The organism is Streptomyces sp. PsTaAH-124 (assembly GCF_000373685.1).
GTDB lineage: Bacteria > Actinomycetota > Actinomycetes > Streptomycetales > Streptomycetaceae > Streptomyces > Streptomyces andamanensis.
Map to the genome: position 1 here is coordinate 158672 of NZ_KB892159.1, position 19046 is coordinate 177717.

General features: G+C 74.4%; 15 protein-coding genes, 1 pseudogene and 2 riboswitches. Of the genes and pseudogenes, 6 read left to right on the plus strand and 10 right to left on the minus strand.

The features are described from left to right. Nucleotides 1-116: 116 nt before the first annotated feature. The 5 genes and pseudogenes from B086_RS0105175 to B086_RS0105195 all read right to left on the minus strand — a co-directional run. A pseudogene (locus tag B086_RS0105175) lies at nt 117-914 on the minus strand (ECF transporter S component); the annotation flags it as partial. Then, complete coding sequence (locus B086_RS0105180) at nt 911-2542, minus strand: ABC transporter ATP-binding protein (RefSeq protein ID WP_018565341.1); 1632 nt, start codon at nt 2540-2542, stop codon at nt 911-913. The pseudogene B086_RS0105175 and the gene B086_RS0105180, both read right to left, overlap by 4 nt. Continuing rightward, nucleotides 2539-3708, minus strand: a complete 1170-nt coding sequence (locus B086_RS0105185) for a CbiQ family ECF transporter T component (protein ID WP_018565342.1) — start codon at nt 3706-3708, stop codon at nt 2539-2541. Before B086_RS0105185 ends, B086_RS0105180 begins: the two co-directional genes overlap by 4 nt. Continuing rightward, complete coding sequence (locus B086_RS0105190; RefSeq protein ID WP_018565343.1) at nt 3705-4664, minus strand: hypothetical protein; 960 nt, start codon at nt 4662-4664, stop codon at nt 3705-3707. The genes B086_RS0105185 and B086_RS0105190 overlap by 4 nt, the downstream gene beginning before the upstream one ends. Beyond that, nucleotides 4661-7435 carry a prenyltransferase/squalene oxidase repeat-containing protein gene (locus tag B086_RS0105195; RefSeq protein WP_018565344.1) on the minus strand — a complete coding sequence of 925 codons (2775 nt, stop codon included), beginning with the start codon at nt 7433-7435 and terminating at the stop codon, nt 4661-4663. The genes B086_RS0105190 and B086_RS0105195 overlap by 4 nt, the downstream gene beginning before the upstream one ends. Before the next feature lie 172 nt (nt 7436-7607). Next, nucleotides 7608-7755: riboswitch (cobalamin riboswitch) on the minus strand. A gap of 85 nt (nt 7756-7840) precedes the next feature. Then, nucleotides 7841-7916, plus strand: a riboswitch (cobalamin riboswitch). Between the two features lie 123 nt (nt 7917-8039). On the opposite strand from B086_RS0105195, the gene B086_RS0105200 reads away from it, so the two are divergent. Next, a complete protein-coding gene (locus B086_RS0105200; RefSeq protein ID WP_018565345.1) occupies nt 8040-9452 on the plus strand; it encodes a hypothetical protein in 1413 nt (470 codons plus the stop codon). Nucleotides 9453-9531: 79 nt separating this feature from the next. Here B086_RS0105200 and B086_RS0105205 read toward each other — a convergent pair whose 3' ends face one another. After that, on the minus strand, nt 9532-9786 hold the full coding sequence (locus B086_RS0105205) for a hypothetical protein (protein ID WP_018565346.1): 255 nt from the start codon (nt 9784-9786) through the stop codon (nt 9532-9534). A gap of 146 nt (nt 9787-9932) precedes the next feature. On the opposite strand from B086_RS0105205, the gene B086_RS0105210 reads away from it, so the two are divergent. Continuing rightward, nucleotides 9933-10718 carry a hypothetical protein gene (locus B086_RS0105210; RefSeq protein WP_026252121.1) on the plus strand — a complete coding sequence of 262 codons (786 nt, stop codon included), beginning with the start codon at nt 9933-9935 and terminating at the stop codon, nt 10716-10718. On the opposite strand, the gene B086_RS39200 is transcribed toward B086_RS0105210, so the two are convergent. The 3 genes from B086_RS39200 to B086_RS0105225 form a co-directional block, all read right to left on the minus strand. Further along, nucleotides 10707-11201, minus strand: coding sequence for a MarR family winged helix-turn-helix transcriptional regulator (locus tag B086_RS39200; protein WP_018565348.1), 495 nt, complete (start codon nt 11199-11201; stop codon nt 10707-10709). The two genes, B086_RS0105210 and B086_RS39200, sit on opposite strands and share 12 nt — an antisense overlap. Next, a complete protein-coding gene (locus B086_RS0105220; protein ID WP_018565349.1) occupies nt 11201-12682 on the minus strand; it encodes an MFS transporter in 1482 nt (493 codons plus the stop codon). Before B086_RS0105220 ends, B086_RS39200 begins: the two co-directional genes overlap by 1 nt. A 154-nt stretch (nt 12683-12836) precedes the next feature. Further along, complete coding sequence (locus tag B086_RS0105225; RefSeq protein ID WP_018565350.1) at nt 12837-13838, minus strand: TetR/AcrR family transcriptional regulator C-terminal domain-containing protein; 1002 nt, start codon at nt 13836-13838, stop codon at nt 12837-12839. A gap of 164 nt (nt 13839-14002) precedes the next feature. Between B086_RS0105225 and B086_RS0105230 the strand changes: the two genes are divergently transcribed. From B086_RS0105230 to B086_RS0105240, 3 genes are all read left to right on the plus strand, one after another. Further along, entirely contained in the window at nt 14003-15112 is a 1110-nt protein-coding gene (locus B086_RS0105230; RefSeq protein ID WP_018565351.1) for an FAD-dependent monooxygenase, read from the plus strand. A gap of 192 nt (nt 15113-15304) precedes the next feature. Further along, complete coding sequence (locus B086_RS0105235) at nt 15305-15712, plus strand: YciI family protein (RefSeq protein WP_018565352.1); 408 nt, start codon at nt 15305-15307, stop codon at nt 15710-15712. A gap of 19 nt (nt 15713-15731) precedes the next feature. After that, a complete protein-coding gene (locus tag B086_RS0105240) occupies nt 15732-16871 on the plus strand; it encodes an RNA polymerase sigma factor (RefSeq protein WP_037872887.1) in 1140 nt (379 codons plus the stop codon). Nucleotides 16872-16899: 28 nt separating this feature from the next. On the opposite strand, the gene B086_RS0105245 is transcribed toward B086_RS0105240, so the two are convergent. Then, nucleotides 16900-18036, minus strand: a complete 1137-nt coding sequence (locus tag B086_RS0105245) for an FAD-dependent oxidoreductase (RefSeq protein WP_018565354.1) — start codon at nt 18034-18036, stop codon at nt 16900-16902. A 204-nt stretch (nt 18037-18240) separates the two neighbouring features. Here B086_RS0105245 and B086_RS39205 point away from each other — a divergent pair, with 204 nt between their 5' ends. Next, a complete protein-coding gene (locus B086_RS39205) occupies nt 18241-18966 on the plus strand; it encodes a TetR family transcriptional regulator (protein ID WP_018565355.1) in 726 nt (241 codons plus the stop codon). Nucleotides 18967-19046: the final 80 nt, after the last annotated feature.

Below are 19046 nucleotides of genomic sequence, written 5' to 3' on the forward strand. Positions count from 1 at the left end.
CGCGCCCGCTCCGGCTCACCGGCCGGGGCGGGCGCGTCGGCGTCCGGGGCTCCGGCCGCGGCGGGGTCGGGGGCAGGGTCGGGGGCGGCTGCGATCGGGGCCGGGGCAGGCGCGGATCCGGCCTGCCGGGGCCCGGCGAAGCGGACCGGGGCGCGGAACCTGGCCCGGCGGGCGGCCCGCCGGAAGGTGGTCAGCACGGCGGGTCCCGCCAGCAGGACGCACACGAAGTTGGTGACCGCCCGGCCGGTGTCCCAGCCCAGCGAGGTGGCCAGGTCGAAGGCGAGGTAGCGGTGCCACTGCTCGGTGAAGGGCAGGCCGGGCAGATAGGCGATGGAGCTGTTGGGGTCCAGGGAGAAGGGCCAGAAGGACAGGTTGAGCAGGAACCCGAAGAGATACCCGGACAGGGAGCCGTAGACGGCGAGCAGCAGCACCTCGCGGCGGCCGGTGGCCCGGGGCAGGAATCCGGCGAGCATTCCGACGAAGGCGCAGCCGAACATCTGGTACGGCATCCACGGTCCGACCCCGCCGGTGATCAGCGCGGAGGTGAACAGCGAGGTGCAGCCGAGGACGAAGCCGAACCCGGGGCCGTAGACCCGCCCGGCCAGGACGAGGACGAAGAAGACCGTCTCGATCCCGGCGGTGCCCGCGCCCAGCGGACGCAGGGCCGCGTTCACGGCGGAGAGCACGCCCAGCATGGCGAGCGCCTTGGAGTCGATGCCGCCCTCGGCGATCTCTGAGAGGACCACGCACAGGATGAGCACCAGCAGCACGCCGAAGATGAGCACGGGCGCGTAGTTGGAGCCGAAGCGGCCGGGCGCGACGACGAACGGCCAGAAGAAGGCGACAAGGCCGAGCAGCGCGGCCAGCGTCACCACGGCACCGACCCGCGGGGTCAGCCGGATCGCGGACTTCATCCCGCCGCCTCCTCGGCCAGGGCCTGTTCGACCTGATCGACCGTCAGGTAGGCGAGCGGCGCGAGGACTTTGGCGGTCTGCGGGGCGAACACGGGCGAGGAGACGATGACTTCGGCCGTGGGACCGTCCGCGACGATGTCTCCCTCCGCCATGACGACGACCCGGTCGGCGGCGCGGGCGGCGAACTCCACGTCATGCGTGGAGATGACGACCGCCCGCCCTTCGGCCGCCAACGCGTCGACGACGGCGATGAGTTCGCTCTTCGCCCGGTAGTCGAGGCCACGGGTCGGCTCGTCCAGCAGGAGGTTCCGGGGCGCGGCGGAGAGCTGGATGGCGAGGACCAGCGCCAGCTTCTGTCCCTCGGAGAGGTCGCGCGGGTGGGTGGCGTCGTCGATGCCGGGGGCGAGCCGGTCGAGGATCCGGCGGGCCTCGCCGCGGGTGCCCGACTCGGCGTCCGCCTGGTCGAGTTCCTGGCGCACGCTCTCCAGGTAGAGCAGGTCGGCGGGGGTCTGCGGGACCAGGCCGACCAGGCGGCGGGCCTCGGCGGCGGGCACGGTGTGCGGGTCGGCGGTGCCGTTGGCGCGGGTCACGGCGACGGTGCCCGCGCGGCGCGGCCCGGAGCCCTGCAACGCCCACAGCAGGGAGGACTTCCCGGAGCCGTTGCGGCCCATGAGGGCGGTCACCTCGCCGGACCGCAGGTCGAGGTCGACCGCCCGGACGGCGGGCACCCCCCGGTAGACGACGGTGACCCCGCGCGCGGTCAGCAGGCGCGGCCGCGCACCGGCGGCGGGCGGCCGCACCGGGCCCGGGGCGCGGTCGGCGAGCCGGGCCCGCAGGGGCGCGGCGGCCCGGCGGGCGTCGCGGACGGACAGCGGCAGCGGGGACCAGCCCACCGCGCGGCCCAGTTCGACGACGGGCGGCGCGACGGCCGAGGTCCGCAGGACGTCGGCGGGCGCCCCGGCGCGGGCGGTGCCGTCGCCGGGCAGGTGGATGACGCGGTCGGCGTACTGCACGACGCGTTCGAGGCGGTGCTCGGCCATGAGCACGGTGACGCCGAGGTCGTGCACCAGCCGGGTGACGGCGGCCAGCACCTCCTCGGCGGCCGTGGGATCGAGCGCGGAGGTCGGTTCGTCCAGGACCAGGACGCGGGGGTGGGCGGTGAGCACGGAGCCGATGGCGACGCGCTGCTGCTGGCCGCCGGAGAGTTCGTGCAGGGCGCGGTGGCGCAGGTCGGCGAGGCCGAGCAGATCGAGGGTCTCCTCGACGCGTTTGCGCATGGTGGCCGGGGGGATCGCCAACTGCTCCATGGCGTAGGCGAGTTCCTCCTCGACGGTGTCGGTGACGAAGCCGTCGGCGGGGTCCTGGCCCACCACACCGACCACGTCGGCCAGTTCGCGCGGCGGGTGCGCGGCGGTGTCGCGGCCGTCGACGGTGACCCGTCCGTACAGGGTGCCGCCGGTGAAGTGCGGCACAAGGCCGTTGACGGCGCCCAGCAGCGTGGACTTGCCGACGCCGGTGTGACCGACGACGAGGCAGAGTTCGCCCTCCTCGACGGTGAGGTCGAGGTCGCGCAGGGCGGGGGCGGGCGCGTCGTCGTACTGGACGGTGACCTGGTCGAAGGTGATCACGGTGTGTCGGTTCTCCGGACGGGGGCTGCGGGCTCGGGGGCGAGGAATCCGGCCGTGCCGGCGAGCAGGACCGCTGCGGCGGGCACCACCGGGAGTCCGGGCCAGGTCAGCGGATAGAAGGTCGGGTTGAGCTGGGCCGGGTCGTAGCCGAGGTCGCTGAACAGCAGGATCGCGGAGAGCACCCCGCTGCCGGCGACGGCCCACTCGGGCAGCAGCCAGGGGTCGGGGCGGTAGGTGGTACGGGTGATCCGCCGGCCGCCGAGGCTGAGGCCCGCCACGCACAGCGCGGCGCCGCACGCCATCGCGGGCAGCCCGAGGAAGGCGGGCGCGGTGGCGTCCAGGAGCCCGTAGGCGCCCGTGCACAGGCCGCACATGCCGAGCAGCATCAGCGCGCCGGTCAGACGGCGCGAGGCGCGGGTGGCGGTGCCCGCCCGGCCGTAGCCCCGGGAGTCCATGGCGGCGGCCAGGCGCAGCGAGCGTTCGAGGGCGTCCTCCAGGACGGGGACCACGATGCCGCGCAGCGCCTTCATGCCCTTGGTGCGGCCCGCCCGCAGCTTGCGGGCGCGGGCGACGCGCTGCACGCTCTGCACCAGCTGGGGTGCCACGCTGATCGCGACGGTGACGGCCACGCCGAGTTCGTACAGGGCACCGGGCAGGGCGCGCAGGGCGCGTTTGGGGTTGGCGAGGGTGTTGGCGGCACCGATGCAGCACAGCATGCAGGCCAGCCGCAGTCCGTCGGTGGCCGACGACAGCAGCGCCTCCAGGGAGACCGGGCCGCCGATGCGGATGCCCGCGTACCAGTCGGGGGTGGGGAGGTGCGGCAGCGAGAACAGGAAGTGGTCGTGCGGGGTGATGCCGGTGGCGAACACCGCCCGGAACACGACCCGTACGGCCACGACGGACACCGCGAGGTACAGGTAGTACTTGAAGCCGCGCGCCCAGGGGGCCTCGGTGCGGCGCGCGGTGACGACGTAGCCGAGGACGGCGAGGACGAGCAGGAGCAGCAGCGGGTTGTCGGTGCGGCTGACGGCGGTGGCCAGGGCGAGCGCCCAGATCCACCAGGCCATCGGGTGCAGGGTGCGCGGCAGCCGCCGCCCGCCCCGGTCCGGGGCGGGACCGGCGGGTGCGGCGGACGCCTCGACGGTCGTGGGGGCCACCGCGCTCACGCGCCGTCGGCGCGGCGGCGGCGCGCGACGTACACGGCCGCGCCGCCGATGAGCGCGACGAGCGAGACGCCGGTGACGACGGGCACGATCGATCCGGTGTCGTGCTGGGCGTCGGCGGCGGGGGCGGCGTCGACGACCCGGGTACCGGTGCCGGTGCCCGCTGCGGCCGTGGCGGACGCGGTCGGTGCCGGGCTCGGTGTGGCGGTCGGGCTGGGTGTGGCGGTCGGCGTCGGGCTCGGGCTCGCGGTGGTCGCCTTCGCGGGTGCCGTCGGGGTCCGCGCGGGCGGCGGGGCCGCCTTCGGCGGTGCGGCGGGCGGCTGTTCGGGCGCGGGTCCGGTGTCGACGCCGGGCGGCAGCGCGGGCGCCTTGGCGGTGGAGGCGGGCTTGCCGCTGTCGCCCTGGGGCCGGGTGTTGTGGGCGCGCAGCTGGTCGGGGCGGATCTTCGGGCGGCCCTCGGTGCCGCCGATGTCGGTGCCGCCGAAGATCCACAGGTCGACGCTGCCGGGCTTGGGCCGGTAGAGCATGGCGCCGAGCTGGCTGTACTCCCAGTCGTCGCGGCCCGGGTCGGCGTGCCAGTAGGACCAGTACGCGGAGGCGGGCGGGGTCAGGACGCAGTCGTCGTCCTTCGCGGTGGGGTACTGCCTGCCGCCCTGGTAACCGCTGTAGCCGATGCGGCAGATGAAGGCCGGTCCGTCGTGTCCGGTGCCGGTGGTGCGCCAGCCGCCCTGGTTGAGCAGTTCGTAGCCGGTGGTCGGGGTGGTGCCGCAGGCCCGGTAGACGGGCCCGCCCCAGTGGCTGAAGTCGACGGCGAGCACCACGCCCGAGGTGGTGGTGCACCGGCCCATCGGCTGCGGGTCGGCGGCGGCCGGGGAGGATGTCGCGCCGAGCGCGGCGGCGGCCAGGGCGAGCGCCGCCGCGGTCCGGGCGAGGGCGGCGGCGAGGCGGGGCCGCGTCATCGCTCGCTCCCGGTGTGCGCGTCCGCGCGGCGGCGGGCGGCGACCGCGGTGCGCCAGCCCGCGAGGACCAGCAGGGCGGCGACCGCGGCGAGGGCTGTGGCCTGCACACCGGTGGAGGCCAGCGCGCCGCCACCGCCACCGCCGCCCGCAGCGGAGGCGCCGCCGGTGTCTCCGGTGCCTCCCGCTTCTCCGGCGGTGATGATGTCGGGGGTGCCGCCGCCCTGGTCCGATGTCGGGCCGGGCTGCGGCGAGGTGCCGGTCAGGTCGGCCTTCAGGGTGCCGAAGGAGATGCCGGTCGCGCCGCCCACGGCCTGGGCGGAGGCCCGTACGTCGGAGCCGCGCTGGCCCTCCTTGGCCACGTTGAAGCCGCCGTCCGCGTTCTGCTGCGCGGCGAGGAAGGCGAGGGCCCGGGTGATCTGCGGGGCGTAGGCGTCCTTGTCCAGGGACAGCCCCTGGACGGCGAGCCCGGTGGAGTTGACGGAGTCGCCGGAGGCGCCGGGGAAGCCGCCGTCCGGGAGCTGCTGGGAGGCGAGCCAGGCGAGCGCCTTGCGCACGGCCTGCCGCGCCGTGTCGCCGCCGGCCAGGTCGAGGGTCATCGCGGCCATGGCGGTGGAGTCGACCTCGGAGTCGCCGGTGGAGGGGATGAGGCTCGGCCAGGCGCCGCTCGGGTGCTGGAGGCTCTCCAGGTAGGCGATCGGCTGCTGGGCCGCCGTCTTCTCGCCCGCGCGCAGTTGCGCGAGGACGCCCAGGGACTGGGAGAAGACGGAGGGCGCGTAGGTGTAGGCGCCCTTGGCCGGGCAGGAGCGGTCGGGGGCCTTGCTCGGGGCGGTGCAGACGGCCTTGGCGAGGGTGGCGATGAGGTCGTGCCCGGTGAAGTTCCGCGGGTCGCGTCCCACGGCCTCGGCGAGCACCGCCGCCTTGCCGACGGAGCCGCCCAGCACGTGCCCGGTGCCGAAACCGGTCCAGGTGTCGATGGTGCTGCCGGTGGCGTCCTTGCCGCGCTGGTCGAGGAAGTCGACGATGCCGCGCAGCCTGGCGTTGTCCAGGCCGGTGGCGGCCAGCGCGTAGGCGCCGTCGATGGTGAGGCCGAACGACGCGGTGCCCGAGCCGGGCGCGTCGGTGTAGTACCGGCCCTGCTGGAGCTGGGCCGGGGCGGTGAGGTAGGCGACGCCCTTCTTCAGGTCGGGTCCGGTGCCGCCGCCCGGGGCGGGGCCGCTGGGGCTGCTGGCGGGCCCGGTCGGGGAGCCGCTGGGCGTGCCGCCGGGCTCGGTCGGCGGGCCGCTGGTGGGGGGCACGGACGGCTTCGTGGTGACGGTGACGAGGCTGGTGCCCGCCCCGGCGAGGACGGCGGGCGACGTGGGGTGGACGACGGGGTCGGTGTCGGTCTCCTCGAAGCCGAAGCCGCCGCCGTCGAGCTGGTGCCGGGAGAGCCAGCCCACGGCCGCGTCCGCCCGCCGGGTGTCGCCGAGGGCGCGCAGGGCCTGGGCGGCGTACGCGGTGGCGGTGACGCTGCCGGTGGTGGAGCCGGTGTAGCCGGGGAAGGCGCCGTCCGCCGACTGGGACTCGGTGAGATACGTACGGGCGGCGTCCACCGTGTCGTCGTGGCCGCCCGCCCGTTGCAGGACCAGGGCGACCAGGCCGGTGGTGGCGGGGTCGCCGTCGCAGTACTCGCCGGGGCGGATGAGGATGCTGGTGATGCCGCCGTCCTTGCACTGGAGCCGGGCGAGGCGGTCGACGGACGCGGCCGGGGGTATCTGCCCGGCGCGCAGCAGGGCGAGGACGGACAGGGCCTGGCCCTCGGTCTGGAAGGCGGTGCGGAAGTCACCGGCGGCGGTGCAGCCGGGGGCCGGTCCGGACTCGGGGCCCGCCGTGCACACGTGTGAGGCGAGGGCGTCGATCAGGTCGTGGCCGCCGAAGGCGTGCGGGTCGCGTTCGGTGGTCTCGGCGAGGAGGGCGAGGCGGGCGGCGGCGGTGGCGTCGGGGGCCTGGCCGGCGCCGTTCGGGTAGGCGTAGTCGGCGACATGGGCGGCGAGGAAGCCGGTGACCTTGTCGAGGGTGGCGTTCCTGCCGTTCGCGGCGGCGAGCGCGTAGGCGGTGTCGGCGGTCAGTTCGTAGTTCGCGGTGGTCGCGCCGTCGTCGACGATGCGTTCGTCGTCGGTGAGGCGGCCGGCGAGCCAGGCCGCCGCGGCGGCGGTGTCGATCTGGCCGGGCGCGCCGGTGGGGGTGCCGCTGCCGCCGGGGTCGGGTGTGTGGCCACCCGGGACGCGTACATCGTCGGGGCTGAAGGCGGGCTTGCCCTTGGTGCCGCCGATGTCGGTGCCGCCGAAGACCCAGGCGTCGACGTCGCCGTCCTTGACGGTGCGTGTCATCGCACCGCGCGAGCTGTAGGTCCAGTCCTTGTCGCCGGGCGCGGCCACCCAGTACGACCAGTAGGCCGTGGCGGGCGGGGTCAGTACGCAGTCCTCGGCGGCCGGGGTCGGGTACTCCGTACCGGAGTCGAAGGCGCCGTAGCCGATGCGGCAGAGGAAGCCGGGACCGTCGTGCTGGGTGCCGGTGGTGGTGAACCCGGCCTGGTGCAGCAGGTTGTAGCCGGTGGTGGGGGCGGGGTCGCAGCCGCGCTCGACCTTGCCGCCGAACGGTCCGAAGTCGACGGCCACCACGGCGCCATGGGTGGCGGTGCAGCCGTCGGCGCCGTCCGCGGCGGCGGGCGCGGTCGTGAGGAACGCCACACAGGAGGCGAGGACGACGAGCAGAGCCGAGCCGAGCGACACCGCCCGCCGTGTGCTCGCGGTCGTCGGCCCGCTTCTTCGCTTCCCCGTGTCCACCCCGGTCCCCTCGCGCCTGTCCGGCGCGGACGCGGACGTGGCAGAGGGGCCCTCACCGGCCGGGGTGGTCCCCGGGCGGCCGGAAGGCCGGTCGCACCACGCCGTAGTCCACGACGGCGTCTGTTGCTGTTGAGCACGCTCCAGGCATTCCGGCTCGCCCGGCGGACCGGGCCCACGGTTGCGGGTCAGCGCCGGACTTCGACCGGCTTCCCCTGGAACTCGTTGCGTATCACCGAGATTTGAGCACGCGCCACGAGGGCCGTCAAGGAGCTCCGGACGGGCTCGACCGCCCTCCGAGGCGGACACTGGCGGCCGGTTGGCCGGTCGGGTACCGTCCCGGACTGCCGAGTGGGGGAACCCGGTGGGAGTCCGGGGCTGACGCGCAGCGGTGTGGGGCGGCGGGAGGCCGCCCCGAGCCCGAATGCCCAGGCGGTGCACCATCTCTGGAAGCCGGTCCACGCGTCCGGACGGCGGCCACGCCCGCTGCTCCGCAGGCCCGCCGGGGCCCGGCAACGGGCCGGGTCGGCGTCCTTCATCCAAGGAGCAGGCCATGTCCCGTCCGCTGTCCCTCAGCCGCGTCGCGCTCACCGCGGCGGCCGCCGTCGGCGCCCTCACGCTCACCGCGCTGCCCGCCGCGGCCACCTCCACCCCGGCGCAGATCGCCACGTCCAAGGCGAACGGCGTCACCTATCTCAAGTCGCTCCAGGCGGCGGACGGTTCGTACGCGGGGCCGGGGCTGTCCAACGAGTGGGCGTTCAGCGCCCTCGCCGCGGCCGGTACCGCGGCCGTGGACGTCACTCCGGACGGCGATCCCGCCAAGAACGCCAGATCGGTCTACCGCACCCTGCTCTCCACCGCGAGCTGGCCGTCCGCCACCCCGGTCGTCACGGACTACGAGCGGGCCACCCTGAACGCCTACGCCGCCGGTGTCGACCCCGCCCGGGTCTCCGCCTCCCGCAATCTGATCGCCGACATCTACGGCTACTGGCAGACGTCCCAGCCCGGTTACTTCGGCCCGCCCGCCAACTTCAACGGCACCGTCTTCGCGGCGCTCGCCCTGGGCGGCGCCCGCACCCAGTCGGGCCAGGTGCGTGTCCCGCAGGCGCTGCGCGACGCGCTGGTCACCCGGATCCGGGCCAACCAGCACGACGACGGCGGCTGGAACTACAGCAAGGCCGAGGGCGATCCCGGGCAGCTCGCCACCGCCGGTGACATCGACATGACCGGGGCGGCGATGGCCGCGCTGTGTGTGTCGGGGGTGCCGAACACCGACACGGACATCGTGCAGGCCAAGGCGTTCCTGAAGAGCAAGCTGGTCGCCAACAGCGGTGCGTTCAACGCCATGTTCGGGGTCAACAGCGACTCCAACGGCTGGGCGGTGTCCGGTCTCAACGCGTGCGGCATCAACCCGCAGACCGGGGACTTCCTCACCTCCCTGGGCAGGACTCCGGTCGACTTCCTGCTCGCGCAGCAGTTCAACCCGGGCGGCGGCTTCAAGTACCAGCCCGCCGACACGGTCCCCTCGGCGTACGCGTCGGCCGACGCGCTGCGCGCGGTGGCCGGCGGCGGCTTCACCGCGGCCCCGCCCGCACCGGTGACCGCGGGCGCCCCGCAGTGGGTGGCCCAGGGCTCACTGGTCTCCGGTACGGCCACGAAGCTGGCGCTCAGCGTCGACGACGGCACCGGCAGCCCGAAGGTGTGCTCCGTCGCGCTCACCCCGACCGGCACGACGACCACGCTGGGCGCCGTCCTGGACGCCGCCACCGGCGCCGCCACCCCGGCGGGCTGCGTCACCGCCGTCACCCCGTCCTCCGGCACCGGCACGGTCACCGCCCTCAACGGCAAGGCCAACAGCGGCACCGGCACCTGGAAGGTGAGCATCGACGGCGGCGCCTTCACCACCGCCTCCCGGGGCACGACGGTGGGCGTCGGCGACACGGTCGCGGTGCGCTGGGGGGCCTGACCACCGGGCGGACGGCGGACGGGGCGGCCCCGTCCAGCGAGGCGAGGCGGTCCCGTCCAGCAGGACGGGGCGGTCCCGTTCAGCCGTGGAGGACCTCCCGCAGCCGTCCGCACACCGCCTCCACCTCCGCCGCCGACGCGAAGCACCCGGCCCCGCCCATGGCCGCCTGAAGGGCGGGGCCGACGGCACCGAACCGCGTCCGGTCCGCCTTCCCGACGGGCTGCACCACGAAGTGGAGGTGGCCGCCCGAGCAGGCGTACGTGTGCCTCTGGTCGCACGCGGGTGGGGCCGGTTCACCGGACTCCCCTGCCGCCGGCTCGGCGACATGCAGCACACTGCTGCTCCTTCCGGGCCCTCCGCCCGTTCCCCTCGTCGCGTGGCACCTGAGTATGCCTACTCATGCCGAGCGGCGGCGGGACCGGGACGATGGGTGTGCGGGTGTGGATGTGAGTGGGTGTGAGCGGGCGCGGAGGCGGCGGCATGGGCAGGGCTGTGGGTGCGGTGGCGGGTGTCGTGGCGGCGGGGGCGGCGCTGGTGTGCGCGTATGTGGCGGGGGCTCCGGCCGCGGTGGTGTTCGCGGTCGGGGCGGGGGTGCTGAGCCTGGGGTGGCTGCTGCTTCTGCTGACGCTGCCCTGGAACCTGTACTTCCGTGCGCACGCGGTGCTCGCCGAGATCGCGGTGAGCCGGGAGAAGGGCCTCGACGTCTCCCCCGCCCGGGACGCCGAGGCGGCGCGTATCGCCCGGACGATGCTGCGGGCGGCCGTCGCCGGGCATGTGCTGACGGCGGCGCTGGTGCTCGCGGTCGCCTGGACGACGGGTGAGTCCGCGGGGTACTGGTGCGCCGGGTTCTTCCTGCCGAGCACGTTCTTCCGGCCGGCCGGGGCGTACTTCGGCCAGCTCAGGCGGCGCCTGGGCACCCTGCTCAAGGACGTCACGTATCCGCGTGACGACGTGGTCGAGCTGAACCGCCGGCTGGACCGCGCCGAGGCGGGGACCCGGGTGCTGGAGGAGAAGGCGGAGGAGCAGTACCGGTCCCTGGCCGAACTGCGCCGCGCGCTGGACGCGCTGGCCCTGGGCACGCACGAGCGGGCCGAGGTGACGGACCGTCAGTTCGCCGCGCTCGGGCGGGAGTTCGAGTCCACGGTGAACCGGCTCACCGACAACCAGGAGATCATCGCGGGGGTGAAGGCATTCCTGCGGCTGCTGCGCTCCACGGACGCGGCCGGGCTGGGCGCCGCGGGCGGGGTCGCGGGCTCAGTCCAGTAGTCTCGCCACGATGCGGTCCAGCGCCCGGATGTCCTCCAGGGGCAGGGCGAGCAGTTCGTCGGGCGGGGTGGTGAGGATCTCGGCCGCGCGAGCGGCCTTCGCCCGGCCCTCCTCGGTGAGATGGACCAGTTTGGAGCGGCGGTCGGCGGGGTTGGTGATGCGCTCGGCGAGACCGCGCCGTACGAGGTCGTCGACGATGACAGTGGTGTAGGGCGGGTCGCTGCCCATCCGCTCGGCCAGTTCCCGCAGGGTGATCGGACCGGCGGCGAGCCGCCGCAGCGCCCTGATGCGGCTGAAGCTCATGCCGAGGGCCTCGGCGACGGCCTTGCGGCGGTTGTGCCGCTCCATCAGCAGGGTGTTCATCCCCTGCCAGGCGCGGGCCGCCGTACGGGCGGTGACGTCGTCGTCGCCCGCGTCGGCCGCCCGGCGGTCCTCGCCCCGGCCCGCGTCATCGCCCTCGTTCTCGCGGTTCTCGCGCTCCATCAGGTGTTCACTGGCTCCTTCGTCTCCGCGGCCGTCTCCTCGGCGGCGAACCGCCGTGCCGTCCGCGCGGCCGTCGCACGGGCCCAGCGGCCGGAAGTGAGCGTACCCGTGACCAGCACGGCGGCACCGCACCCGGCGATGATCCACCAGGCGGTGCGGGCCGCGCCGGTGAACGCGGCCGGGTCGGTGTGTGTCCCGCCGGCCAGCAGCGCGCCGAGGACCGCCACGCCGAGGACCTGGCCGGTCTGCCGGCTGGTGGAGGCCACCGCCGCCGCGACCCCCGCCTGGGCGCGGGGCATCCCGGAGACGGCGGTGTTGGTGATGGGCGCGTTGACCAGGCCGAAGCCGGTGCCGAAGAGCAGGTAGGCGACGACCAGCACAGCGGTCGGCAGCCGCTCGGAGAAGGTGAGCGCCTGGAGCACGGCGCTCGCGCACAGCGCCGACCCGGCCAGCAGCAGGGGCACCCGCGGTCCCCGTGCGGCCACCATGCGGCCGGAGAGCGGCGCGGTCAGCAGCGCCATGACCGCCATCGGCAGCAGGAACACCCCGGTGTGCAGCGGGTCGAGTCCCCGTACGTCCTGGAGGTACAGGGAGCTGACGAACAGGAAGCCGCCCAGCGCGGCGAAGGCGGCGACCGCGATCACCGTGGCGCCCGAGAACGGCGCCGAGCGGAAGAACCGCAGGTCGAGCAGGGGTTCGGTGCGCCTCGACTCGTAGCGCAGCAGGGCCGGCAGCGCGCACCCGGCGACGGCGGCGCAGCCGAGGACGAGGGGCGAGGTCCAGCCGCGGTGCGGCGACTCGATGATCGCGCAGGTCAGGGCGGCGAGCAGTACCGCGACGAGCACCTGGCCGACCGGGTCCGCGCGGCGGGGGCGCGGCGCCCGGGACTCCGGTACGTATCTGCGGGTCAGGAGCAGCGCGGCCAGGCCGATCGGCACGTTGAGCCAGAAGATGGCCCGCCAGCCGGCGGACTCCACCAGCGCTCCGCCGATGATCGGACCGGCGGCCATGCTGATGCCGACGACACCGCTCCACACGCCGATGGCGCGGGCGCGCTGCCGGGCGTCGGTGAAGGTGTTGCTGATGATGGACATGGCGACGGGGTTGAGCATCGAGCCGCCGACCGCCTGGAGCACCCGCGCGGCGACGAGCCAGCCGAGCCCGGGGGCCAGGCTGCACAGCAGGGAGGCCGTGGTGAAGACCACCAGACCGGTCTGGAAGGTACGGCGGCGGCCCACGCGGTCGGCGGTCGAGCCGGAGAACATCAGCAGGCTCGCCAGCACCAGCGTGTAGGCGTCCACGGTCCATTGCAGCCCGGACACCGAGGTGTGCAGGTCGCGCTGGACGGAGGGCAGGGCGACGTTGAGGACGGTGTTGTCGAGGCTGGCGATCAGCAGGCTCATGCAGCAGACGGCGAGGACGAGCCAGGACCTTCGGCGGTCGGCGGCCGACTCGGCGGGGATGACCGGTGGGACGGGCATGCGCGGACTCCGGGGTGGTGGTCACAGCGAACTGGTCGCAGGGAACTGGTTGCGTCAACTGGTTGCGTTCACACAATCATTGTAAACACACAATCGTTGTGTTGACGCAAGCAATTCGAGTGACCGGTCACCGGTCCCGCGCGCCCGCGCCCGCTCAGCGCCCGCGCCCCTCCACCACGTCCACCACCTCCACCATCGGCGCCACCCCGTCGAGCAGGGCCCGGAGGCCGAGTTCGAAGATCTTGTCGAGGTCGAGGTCGTAGCCGTGCTCACCCAGGGCCGCGACCGCCCCGGTGAAGACCGGGAAGCGGCCGGACGCCGTCAGATCGCGCAGGGCGGGGGCGCGGCTGTCCATCCACTGGTCCTCCGTCTGTCCCGTGGCGGCCTGGGCGTGCGCCTCCCACTCCAGGTGCACCGCCAGGCCCTGGACATGTCCGTACACGAGGACATGGAGGTCGAACAGCGTGCCGGGATCGAGGCCGTGGCCGTCGAGCGCGGCGAGCGCCCATTCGCCGTGGACCATCAGATTGGGCAGGAGCAGCGGGCGGGTGAGCGCACCGAGCTGGGCCAGCCAGGGGTGCCTGCGGTAGAGGGTCCACAGGGTCCGGGCGCCCAGTTCGAGGCGGGCCCGCCAGCCCTCGGGCGGCTCGGCGGGATAGGTCTCCTCGCCGAACGCGGCGTCGGCCATGAGCAGGACGAGCTCGTCCTTGCCGGGGACGTGGCGGTAGGGCGACATCGCGGCGACGCCGAGCCGGGCCGCGACCCCGCGCATGGAGAGCGCGGCCAGTCCTTCCGCGTCGGCGATGTCGACGGCGGCGCGGACGATGCGGTCGAGGGTCAGTTCCCGGTCGGGGCCCGCGGTGTCCGGCGCGGACGCGGGCCTGCGCGACGGCGCGGCGGCGCCCACCCCAGCACCGGCACCGGCACCGGCCACGACCGTGCCGGCCCGGGGCCGGGCCTCGACCAGGCCCTCCAGCCGCAGGGTGGTCAGGGCCTTGGCGGCGGTGGCCAGCGCGACCCCCCACTGTTCGGCGATCCGCCGGGTCGAGGGGACGCGCTCCCCGGGGGCGAGTTCGCCGTCCGCGATACGGCGGCGGATCTCGGCGGCGATCCGCAGATAGGGCGGCTCGCCCGCGGCCGCTGTGAGGTTCGTCACGTACTCCTGCCCTTCTCTCCTGTACTAGCTCAGACGGTAGCAGCGGGGATGCGGAGCTGCGACCGACTGTCCTAGTACAGGTACCCGCTTCGACCAGTTGGAATGAGGTGTGCGTACATCGTACGTTCAGATGCATACAGCGTACGCACCACAAGGAGTTCTCCATGCAGACCGTGCTCATCTCCGGCGGTGGGACCGCCGGGCCCGTCCTCGCCCACTGGCTGCGCCGCCGCGGCTTCGCGCCCACCGTCGTGGAACGCGCCCCCGGGCCCCGCCCCGGCGGCCAGGCCGTCGACATCCGCGGGGTCGCACTCGACGTGGTCGAGCGGATGGGACTGCTGGAGCAGGTGAGGGACGTCCGCACCCGGATGCGGGGCATGTCGGTCCTCGCGCCCGACGGCCGGGAGCTGCACCGCTCCACCGAGTCGACCTTCAGCAGCGGCCGGCTGGACAACGACGACGTCGAGCTGCTGCGCGAGGACCTGGTGCGGATCGTGTACGAACACACCCGCGCGGACGTCGAGTACGTCTTCGGCGACAGCGTCACCGCGCTCGACGAGCACGGGGAGGGGGTGCGCGCCGACTTCGCGCACGGGCCGTCGCGCAGCTTCGACCTGGTGATCGGGGCCGACGGTCTGCACTCGGCCGTGCGGCGGCTGGTCTTCGGCCCCGAGGAGCGGTTCGCGCACCCGCTCGGCAGCGGCCTCGCGGTGTTCGGCGCGGACAACTTCCTGGGCCTCAGGGACTGGCAGCTGTGGCTGCGGGACGGCGAGGAGGGCTTCGGCATCCTGCCCGTACGCGGCAACACCGAGCTGCGGATCGCCTTCGGCTTCCGCTCGGCGCCCCGGCCCCCGGGCCACCGCGGCGACGGCTCCCTCCAGCGGTACGTCGCCGGGCGGCTGGCGTCGATGCGGTGGGAGGGGGCGCGCCTGTCCGAGGCCGCCCGGCGGGCAACCGACTTCTACGGCGACGCCATGGCCCAGATCCGCATGGAGCACTGGTCGCGCGGCCGGGTGGCCCTGCTCGGGGACGCCGGATACTGCCCCTCCCCCCTCTCCGGCCAGGGCACCAGCCTCGCGCTCACGGGCGCCTACGTCCTGGCCGACTGCCTCGCCCGTACCCCGGGCGACCACCGCACCGCGTACGCCCGCTACGAACAGCGCATGCGCCCCTACGTCGCCCTCAACCAGTCCCTGGCCACCGAGAACCCCACCGGCCCCGCCTCCGAGGAGTCCGTGGCCCGCGCCAAGAACGCCCTCACCCTGGACGGCTGACGCCACCGCCCCGGCGGGTCCTCCGCATGAACCGAATGAACCGAATGAACAAGGAGGGAGAACGGGACAGAAGGGGAGTTCGCGGAACGGGGAGAAAAAACTTTCGCCGCGGATGTCGAGATGCCGTGGCCCGCTCCGTCCCCGGGGTGGAGGCGGCCACAATGGGGCGCACCAGGACCGAGGAGAGACACGATGGCCAAGTACCTGCTGCTCAAGCACTACCGCGGCGCACCGGCCTGTGCGAACGACGTGCCGATGGACCGGTGGACGCAGGAGGAGATCTCGGCGCACATGAAGTACATGCACGACTTCGCGGCCCGGCTGGAGCAGACGGGGGAGTTCGTGGACGCGCAGGCGCTCGCGCCCGAGGGCACCTGGGTGCGGTACGACGGTGAGGGGCGGCCGCCGGTCACCGACGGCCCGTTCGCCGAGACCAAGGACCTCATCGCCGGCTGGATGGTGATCGACGTCGACAGCCACGAACGCGCGCTCGAACTGGCCGGGGAGCTGTCGGCCGCCCCCGGCAAGGACGGCGAGCCGCTCCACGAGTGGCTGGAGCTGCGCCCGTTCCTGTCCGCCCCGCCCACCGTCACGGAGTGACCCGGACGTGACCGCGCCGATGGACGAGGCCCTGCTGCGCGGGCTCACTCCCCATGTGCTCGGGATCCTCGTCCGCCGCGGAGCCGGCTTCGCCGCGGCCGAGGACGCCGTGCAGGACGCGCTGCTGGAGGCCCTGCGCGTCTGGCCGGACGAGCCGCCCCGGGATCCCAGGGGCTGGCTGGTCACGGTGGCCTGGCGGCGCTTCCTCGACGCGCGGCGGGCCGACACCGCCCGCCGCGCGCGGGAGGACCGCGTCGAGGAGGAACCGGCGGCCGGGCCCGTGCCCGACGCGGACGACACGCTCCGCCTGTACTTCCTGTGCGCCCACCCGTCGCTGACCCCGTCGTCGGCGGTCGCGCTCACCCTGCGCGCCGTCGGCGGCCTGACCACCCGGCAGATCGCGCGGGCGTACCTGGTGCCCGAGGCGACCATGGCGCAGCGCATCAGCCGGGCCAAGCGCACCGTCTCGACGGTGAAGTTCGACCGGCCCGGCGATGTCGCCACCGTGCTGCGCGTCCTCTATCTGGTCTTCAACGAGGGCTACTCGGGCGATGTCGACCTCGCCGCGGAGGCCATCCGGCTCACCCGGCAGCTCGCGGCGGCGATCGACCACCCCGAGGTGGCGGGGCTGCTCGCCCTGATGCTGCTCCACCATGCCCGGCGCGCCGCCCGGACCGCGCCCGACGGCTCGCTCGTGCCGCTCGCCGAGCAGGACCGCGGCCGGTGGGACACCAGGGCGATCACCGAGGGCGTGGCGATCCTCCAGGGGGCGCTCGCCCGCGACCAGTTGGGCGAGTACCAGGCGCAGGCCGCCGTCGCCGCGCTGCACGCCGACGCGCCCACCGCCCAGGAGACCGACTGGGTGCAGATCGTCGAGTGGTACGACGAGCTGGTGCGGCTGACCGGGAGCCCGGTCGTCCGGCTCAACCGGGCGGTCGCGGTCGGGGAGGCGGACGGGCCGCGCGCCGGTCTCGCCGCGCTCGCCGCGCTGGACGACTCGCTCCCCCGGCACACGGCGGCGGCCGCGTACCTCCACGAGCGCGACGGCGACCCGGCGACGGCGGCACGGCTGTACGCGGAGGCCGCGGGCAAGGCGTCCAGCCTGGCCGAACGCGATCACCTGACCCGCCAGGCCGCCCGGCTCAACTCCCGCGGGTGACAGGGGCATCGGGTCGGTGCCGGAGGAGTCAGTGCCGGAGGAGTCCGTCCGTGTCGGCGTCGGCCGTGGCCAGCAGACCTTCGGCGCCGCCTTCCAGCATGCGGGCGATCTCGGCCGAGCGCGGCAGCATCGTCTCCTCGTAGCGGCGTACGGCGTCGTCGACGGTGGCCGAACCGGCGAGTGCGAGGGCCAGTTCGGCGGCGTCGAGCATGGCGAGGTTGACGCCGACGCCGAGCGGCGGCATGAGGTGGGCGGCGTCGCCCAGCAGCGTCACGCCGGGGGTGTGCTCCCAGGTGTGCGGCACCGGGAGGGCGTACAGCGGACGGTCGACGTAGGGGCCGTCGTTGTCGGTGATCAGCCGCAGGAGCTGCGGTGACCAGGACGCGTACGTGTCCAGCAGATGGGCGCGGATGCCCTCGGTGTCCCGCGGACGCAGTCCGTTCGCCGTGATCCAGTCCGCCGGGACCCGCTGCATGACGTAGACGCGCAGATGGCCGCCGCTGCCGCGCTGAGCGAACAGCCCGCGCTCGCCGTCGGCGGCATGGGCGCTGCCCAGGCCGACCAGCGCGGCGATCTCGGGGTGGGCGCGCTCCACGTCGTCGAACCACGCCTCCAGGAAGCTGACCCCGGTGTAGCGGGGTGTCGCGGGCGACAGGGCGGCGCGGACGCGGGAGCGGGCGCCGTCCGCGCCGATCACCAGGTCCGCCTCGCAGGTGGTGCCGTCCGTGAAGGTCAGGGTGCGCGGTCCGGCGGCCGGGCCGTCCACCGAGGCGAGGGTGCGGCCCCACCGGACGGTCCCGGGGGCCAGTGAGCGCAGCAGGAGACCGCGCAGTTGCCCGCGGTCGATCTCGGGTGTGGCCGTCTCACCCTCCTGCGGCAGATGGTGGGCGATGAGACGTCCCGAAGGGTCAAGACCGCGCATCTCCTGGCTCTCGAAGCGGGCGAGCGCGAAGAACTCCTCCAGCAGGCCCGCCTCGCGCAGGGCGAGCTGGCCGTCGTCCTCGTGCAGGTCGAGCGAGCCGCCCTGGTCACGGGAGTCCGCGTCCCGGTCCCGGTCGTGGACCGTCACCTCGATGCCGTGCCGTTGCAGGACGCGCGCGCAGGTGAGGCCGCCCGGACCAGCGCCTATGACGCTGATCCGCGCCTGTGCGGGTGTCGGGTTCATGGGGGTTCCTCTCGTCTTCATGGGGTTCCTCTCGTCGGCGGAGCGGCGGCGGCACCCGGCGGTGCGCTCCGTGAACCACCAAAGCAGAAGTGGGTCAGAAACTGCAACTGTTCAAGTTTTTGCTTCGCTTCACTTACTGTCTCACTTCACTCTCGATGTCGATCCGGAATCTGCCCTGTTCCAGGCTTCGGGTAGAGTGCGGGCATGACCGACTCCCCGACCGTCGGCCGCCGCGAGCGCAAGAAGGCCGCGACCCGGCAGGCCATCGCCGACGCCGCCCTGGAGCTCTTCACGGAGCACGGCTTCGACCAGGTGAGCGTCCGCGACGTCGCGGACCGCGCCGATGTGTCGACGACGACCCTCTTCGCGCACTTCCCGAGCAAGGAGGCGCTGGTCTTCGACCGCGACGCGGACAACGAGGCGCGGCTCGCCGCCGCCGTCCGCGACCGGCCCGCGGGCCAGGACGTGGTCGAGGCGCTGCGGGCGCACGCGCTGGAGTCCTGGGTGGCGGTCTCCGCGGATCCACGGCACGAGCGGTTCACGGCGCTGGTGGAACAGACCCCCGCGCTGCGCGAGTACGCGGAACGCATGTGGATGCGGCACGCCGGTACCCTCGGTGCCGCGATCGCCGGGGAACTCGGCCGGGAGCCGGACGATCTCGCCTGCTCGGCGCTGGCCCGGTTCGTCCTGGAGGTCCCGGCCCTGACCGCGGGCAGGCACGACGCGCGCGCCACCGTGGAGACGGTGTTCGACCTGCTGGTCCACGGCTGGCGCTCACGGTACGGCGACGGCACCGGCGACGGGCACGGAACCCGCCTGAGCCCACCGGCGCCGCCCGCGCCACCGGCCCCGCCCCAGCGACCGGCCCCGCCCGAGCCACCGCTTCCGCCCGCGCCGCCGGTTCCGCCGAAGCCCACCGGATCTCCCTGAGCCGCCCCGCCCGGGTGATCCGGGTGATCCGGTCGTTCACGGCGTGCGGGCCGGACCCTGTGGGCCGCACGGCAGGGTGG

Coding starts and splice junctions, on each gene's coding strand:
- B086_RS0105210 (WP_026252121.1), top strand. CDS start 9,933: ATGGGCAGGGCTGTGGGTGCGGTGGCGGGTGTCGTGGCGGCGGGGGCG.
- B086_RS0105235 (WP_018565352.1), top strand. CDS start 15,305: ATGGCCAAGTACCTGCTGCTCAAGCACTACCGCGGCGCACCGGCCTGT.
- B086_RS0105220 (WP_018565349.1), bottom strand. CDS start 12,682: ATGCCCGTCCCACCGGTCATCCCCGCCGAGTCGGCCGCCGACCGCCGA.
- B086_RS0105200 (WP_018565345.1), top strand. CDS start 8,040: ATGTCCCGTCCGCTGTCCCTCAGCCGCGTCGCGCTCACCGCGGCGGCC.
- B086_RS39205 (WP_018565355.1), top strand. CDS start 18,241: ATGACCGACTCCCCGACCGTCGGCCGCCGCGAGCGCAAGAAGGCCGCG.
- B086_RS0105240 (WP_037872887.1), top strand. CDS start 15,732: ATGGACGAGGCCCTGCTGCGCGGGCTCACTCCCCATGTGCTCGGGATC.
- B086_RS39200 (WP_018565348.1), bottom strand. CDS start 11,201: ATGGAGCGCGAGAACCGCGAGAACGAGGGCGATGACGCGGGCCGGGGC.
- B086_RS0105190 (WP_018565343.1), bottom strand. CDS start 4,664: ATGACGCGGCCCCGCCTCGCCGCCGCCCTCGCCCGGACCGCGGCGGCG.
- B086_RS0105245 (WP_018565354.1), bottom strand. CDS start 18,036: ATGAACCCGACACCCGCACAGGCGCGGATCAGCGTCATAGGCGCTGGT.
- B086_RS0105230 (WP_018565351.1), top strand. CDS start 14,003: ATGCAGACCGTGCTCATCTCCGGCGGTGGGACCGCCGGGCCCGTCCTC.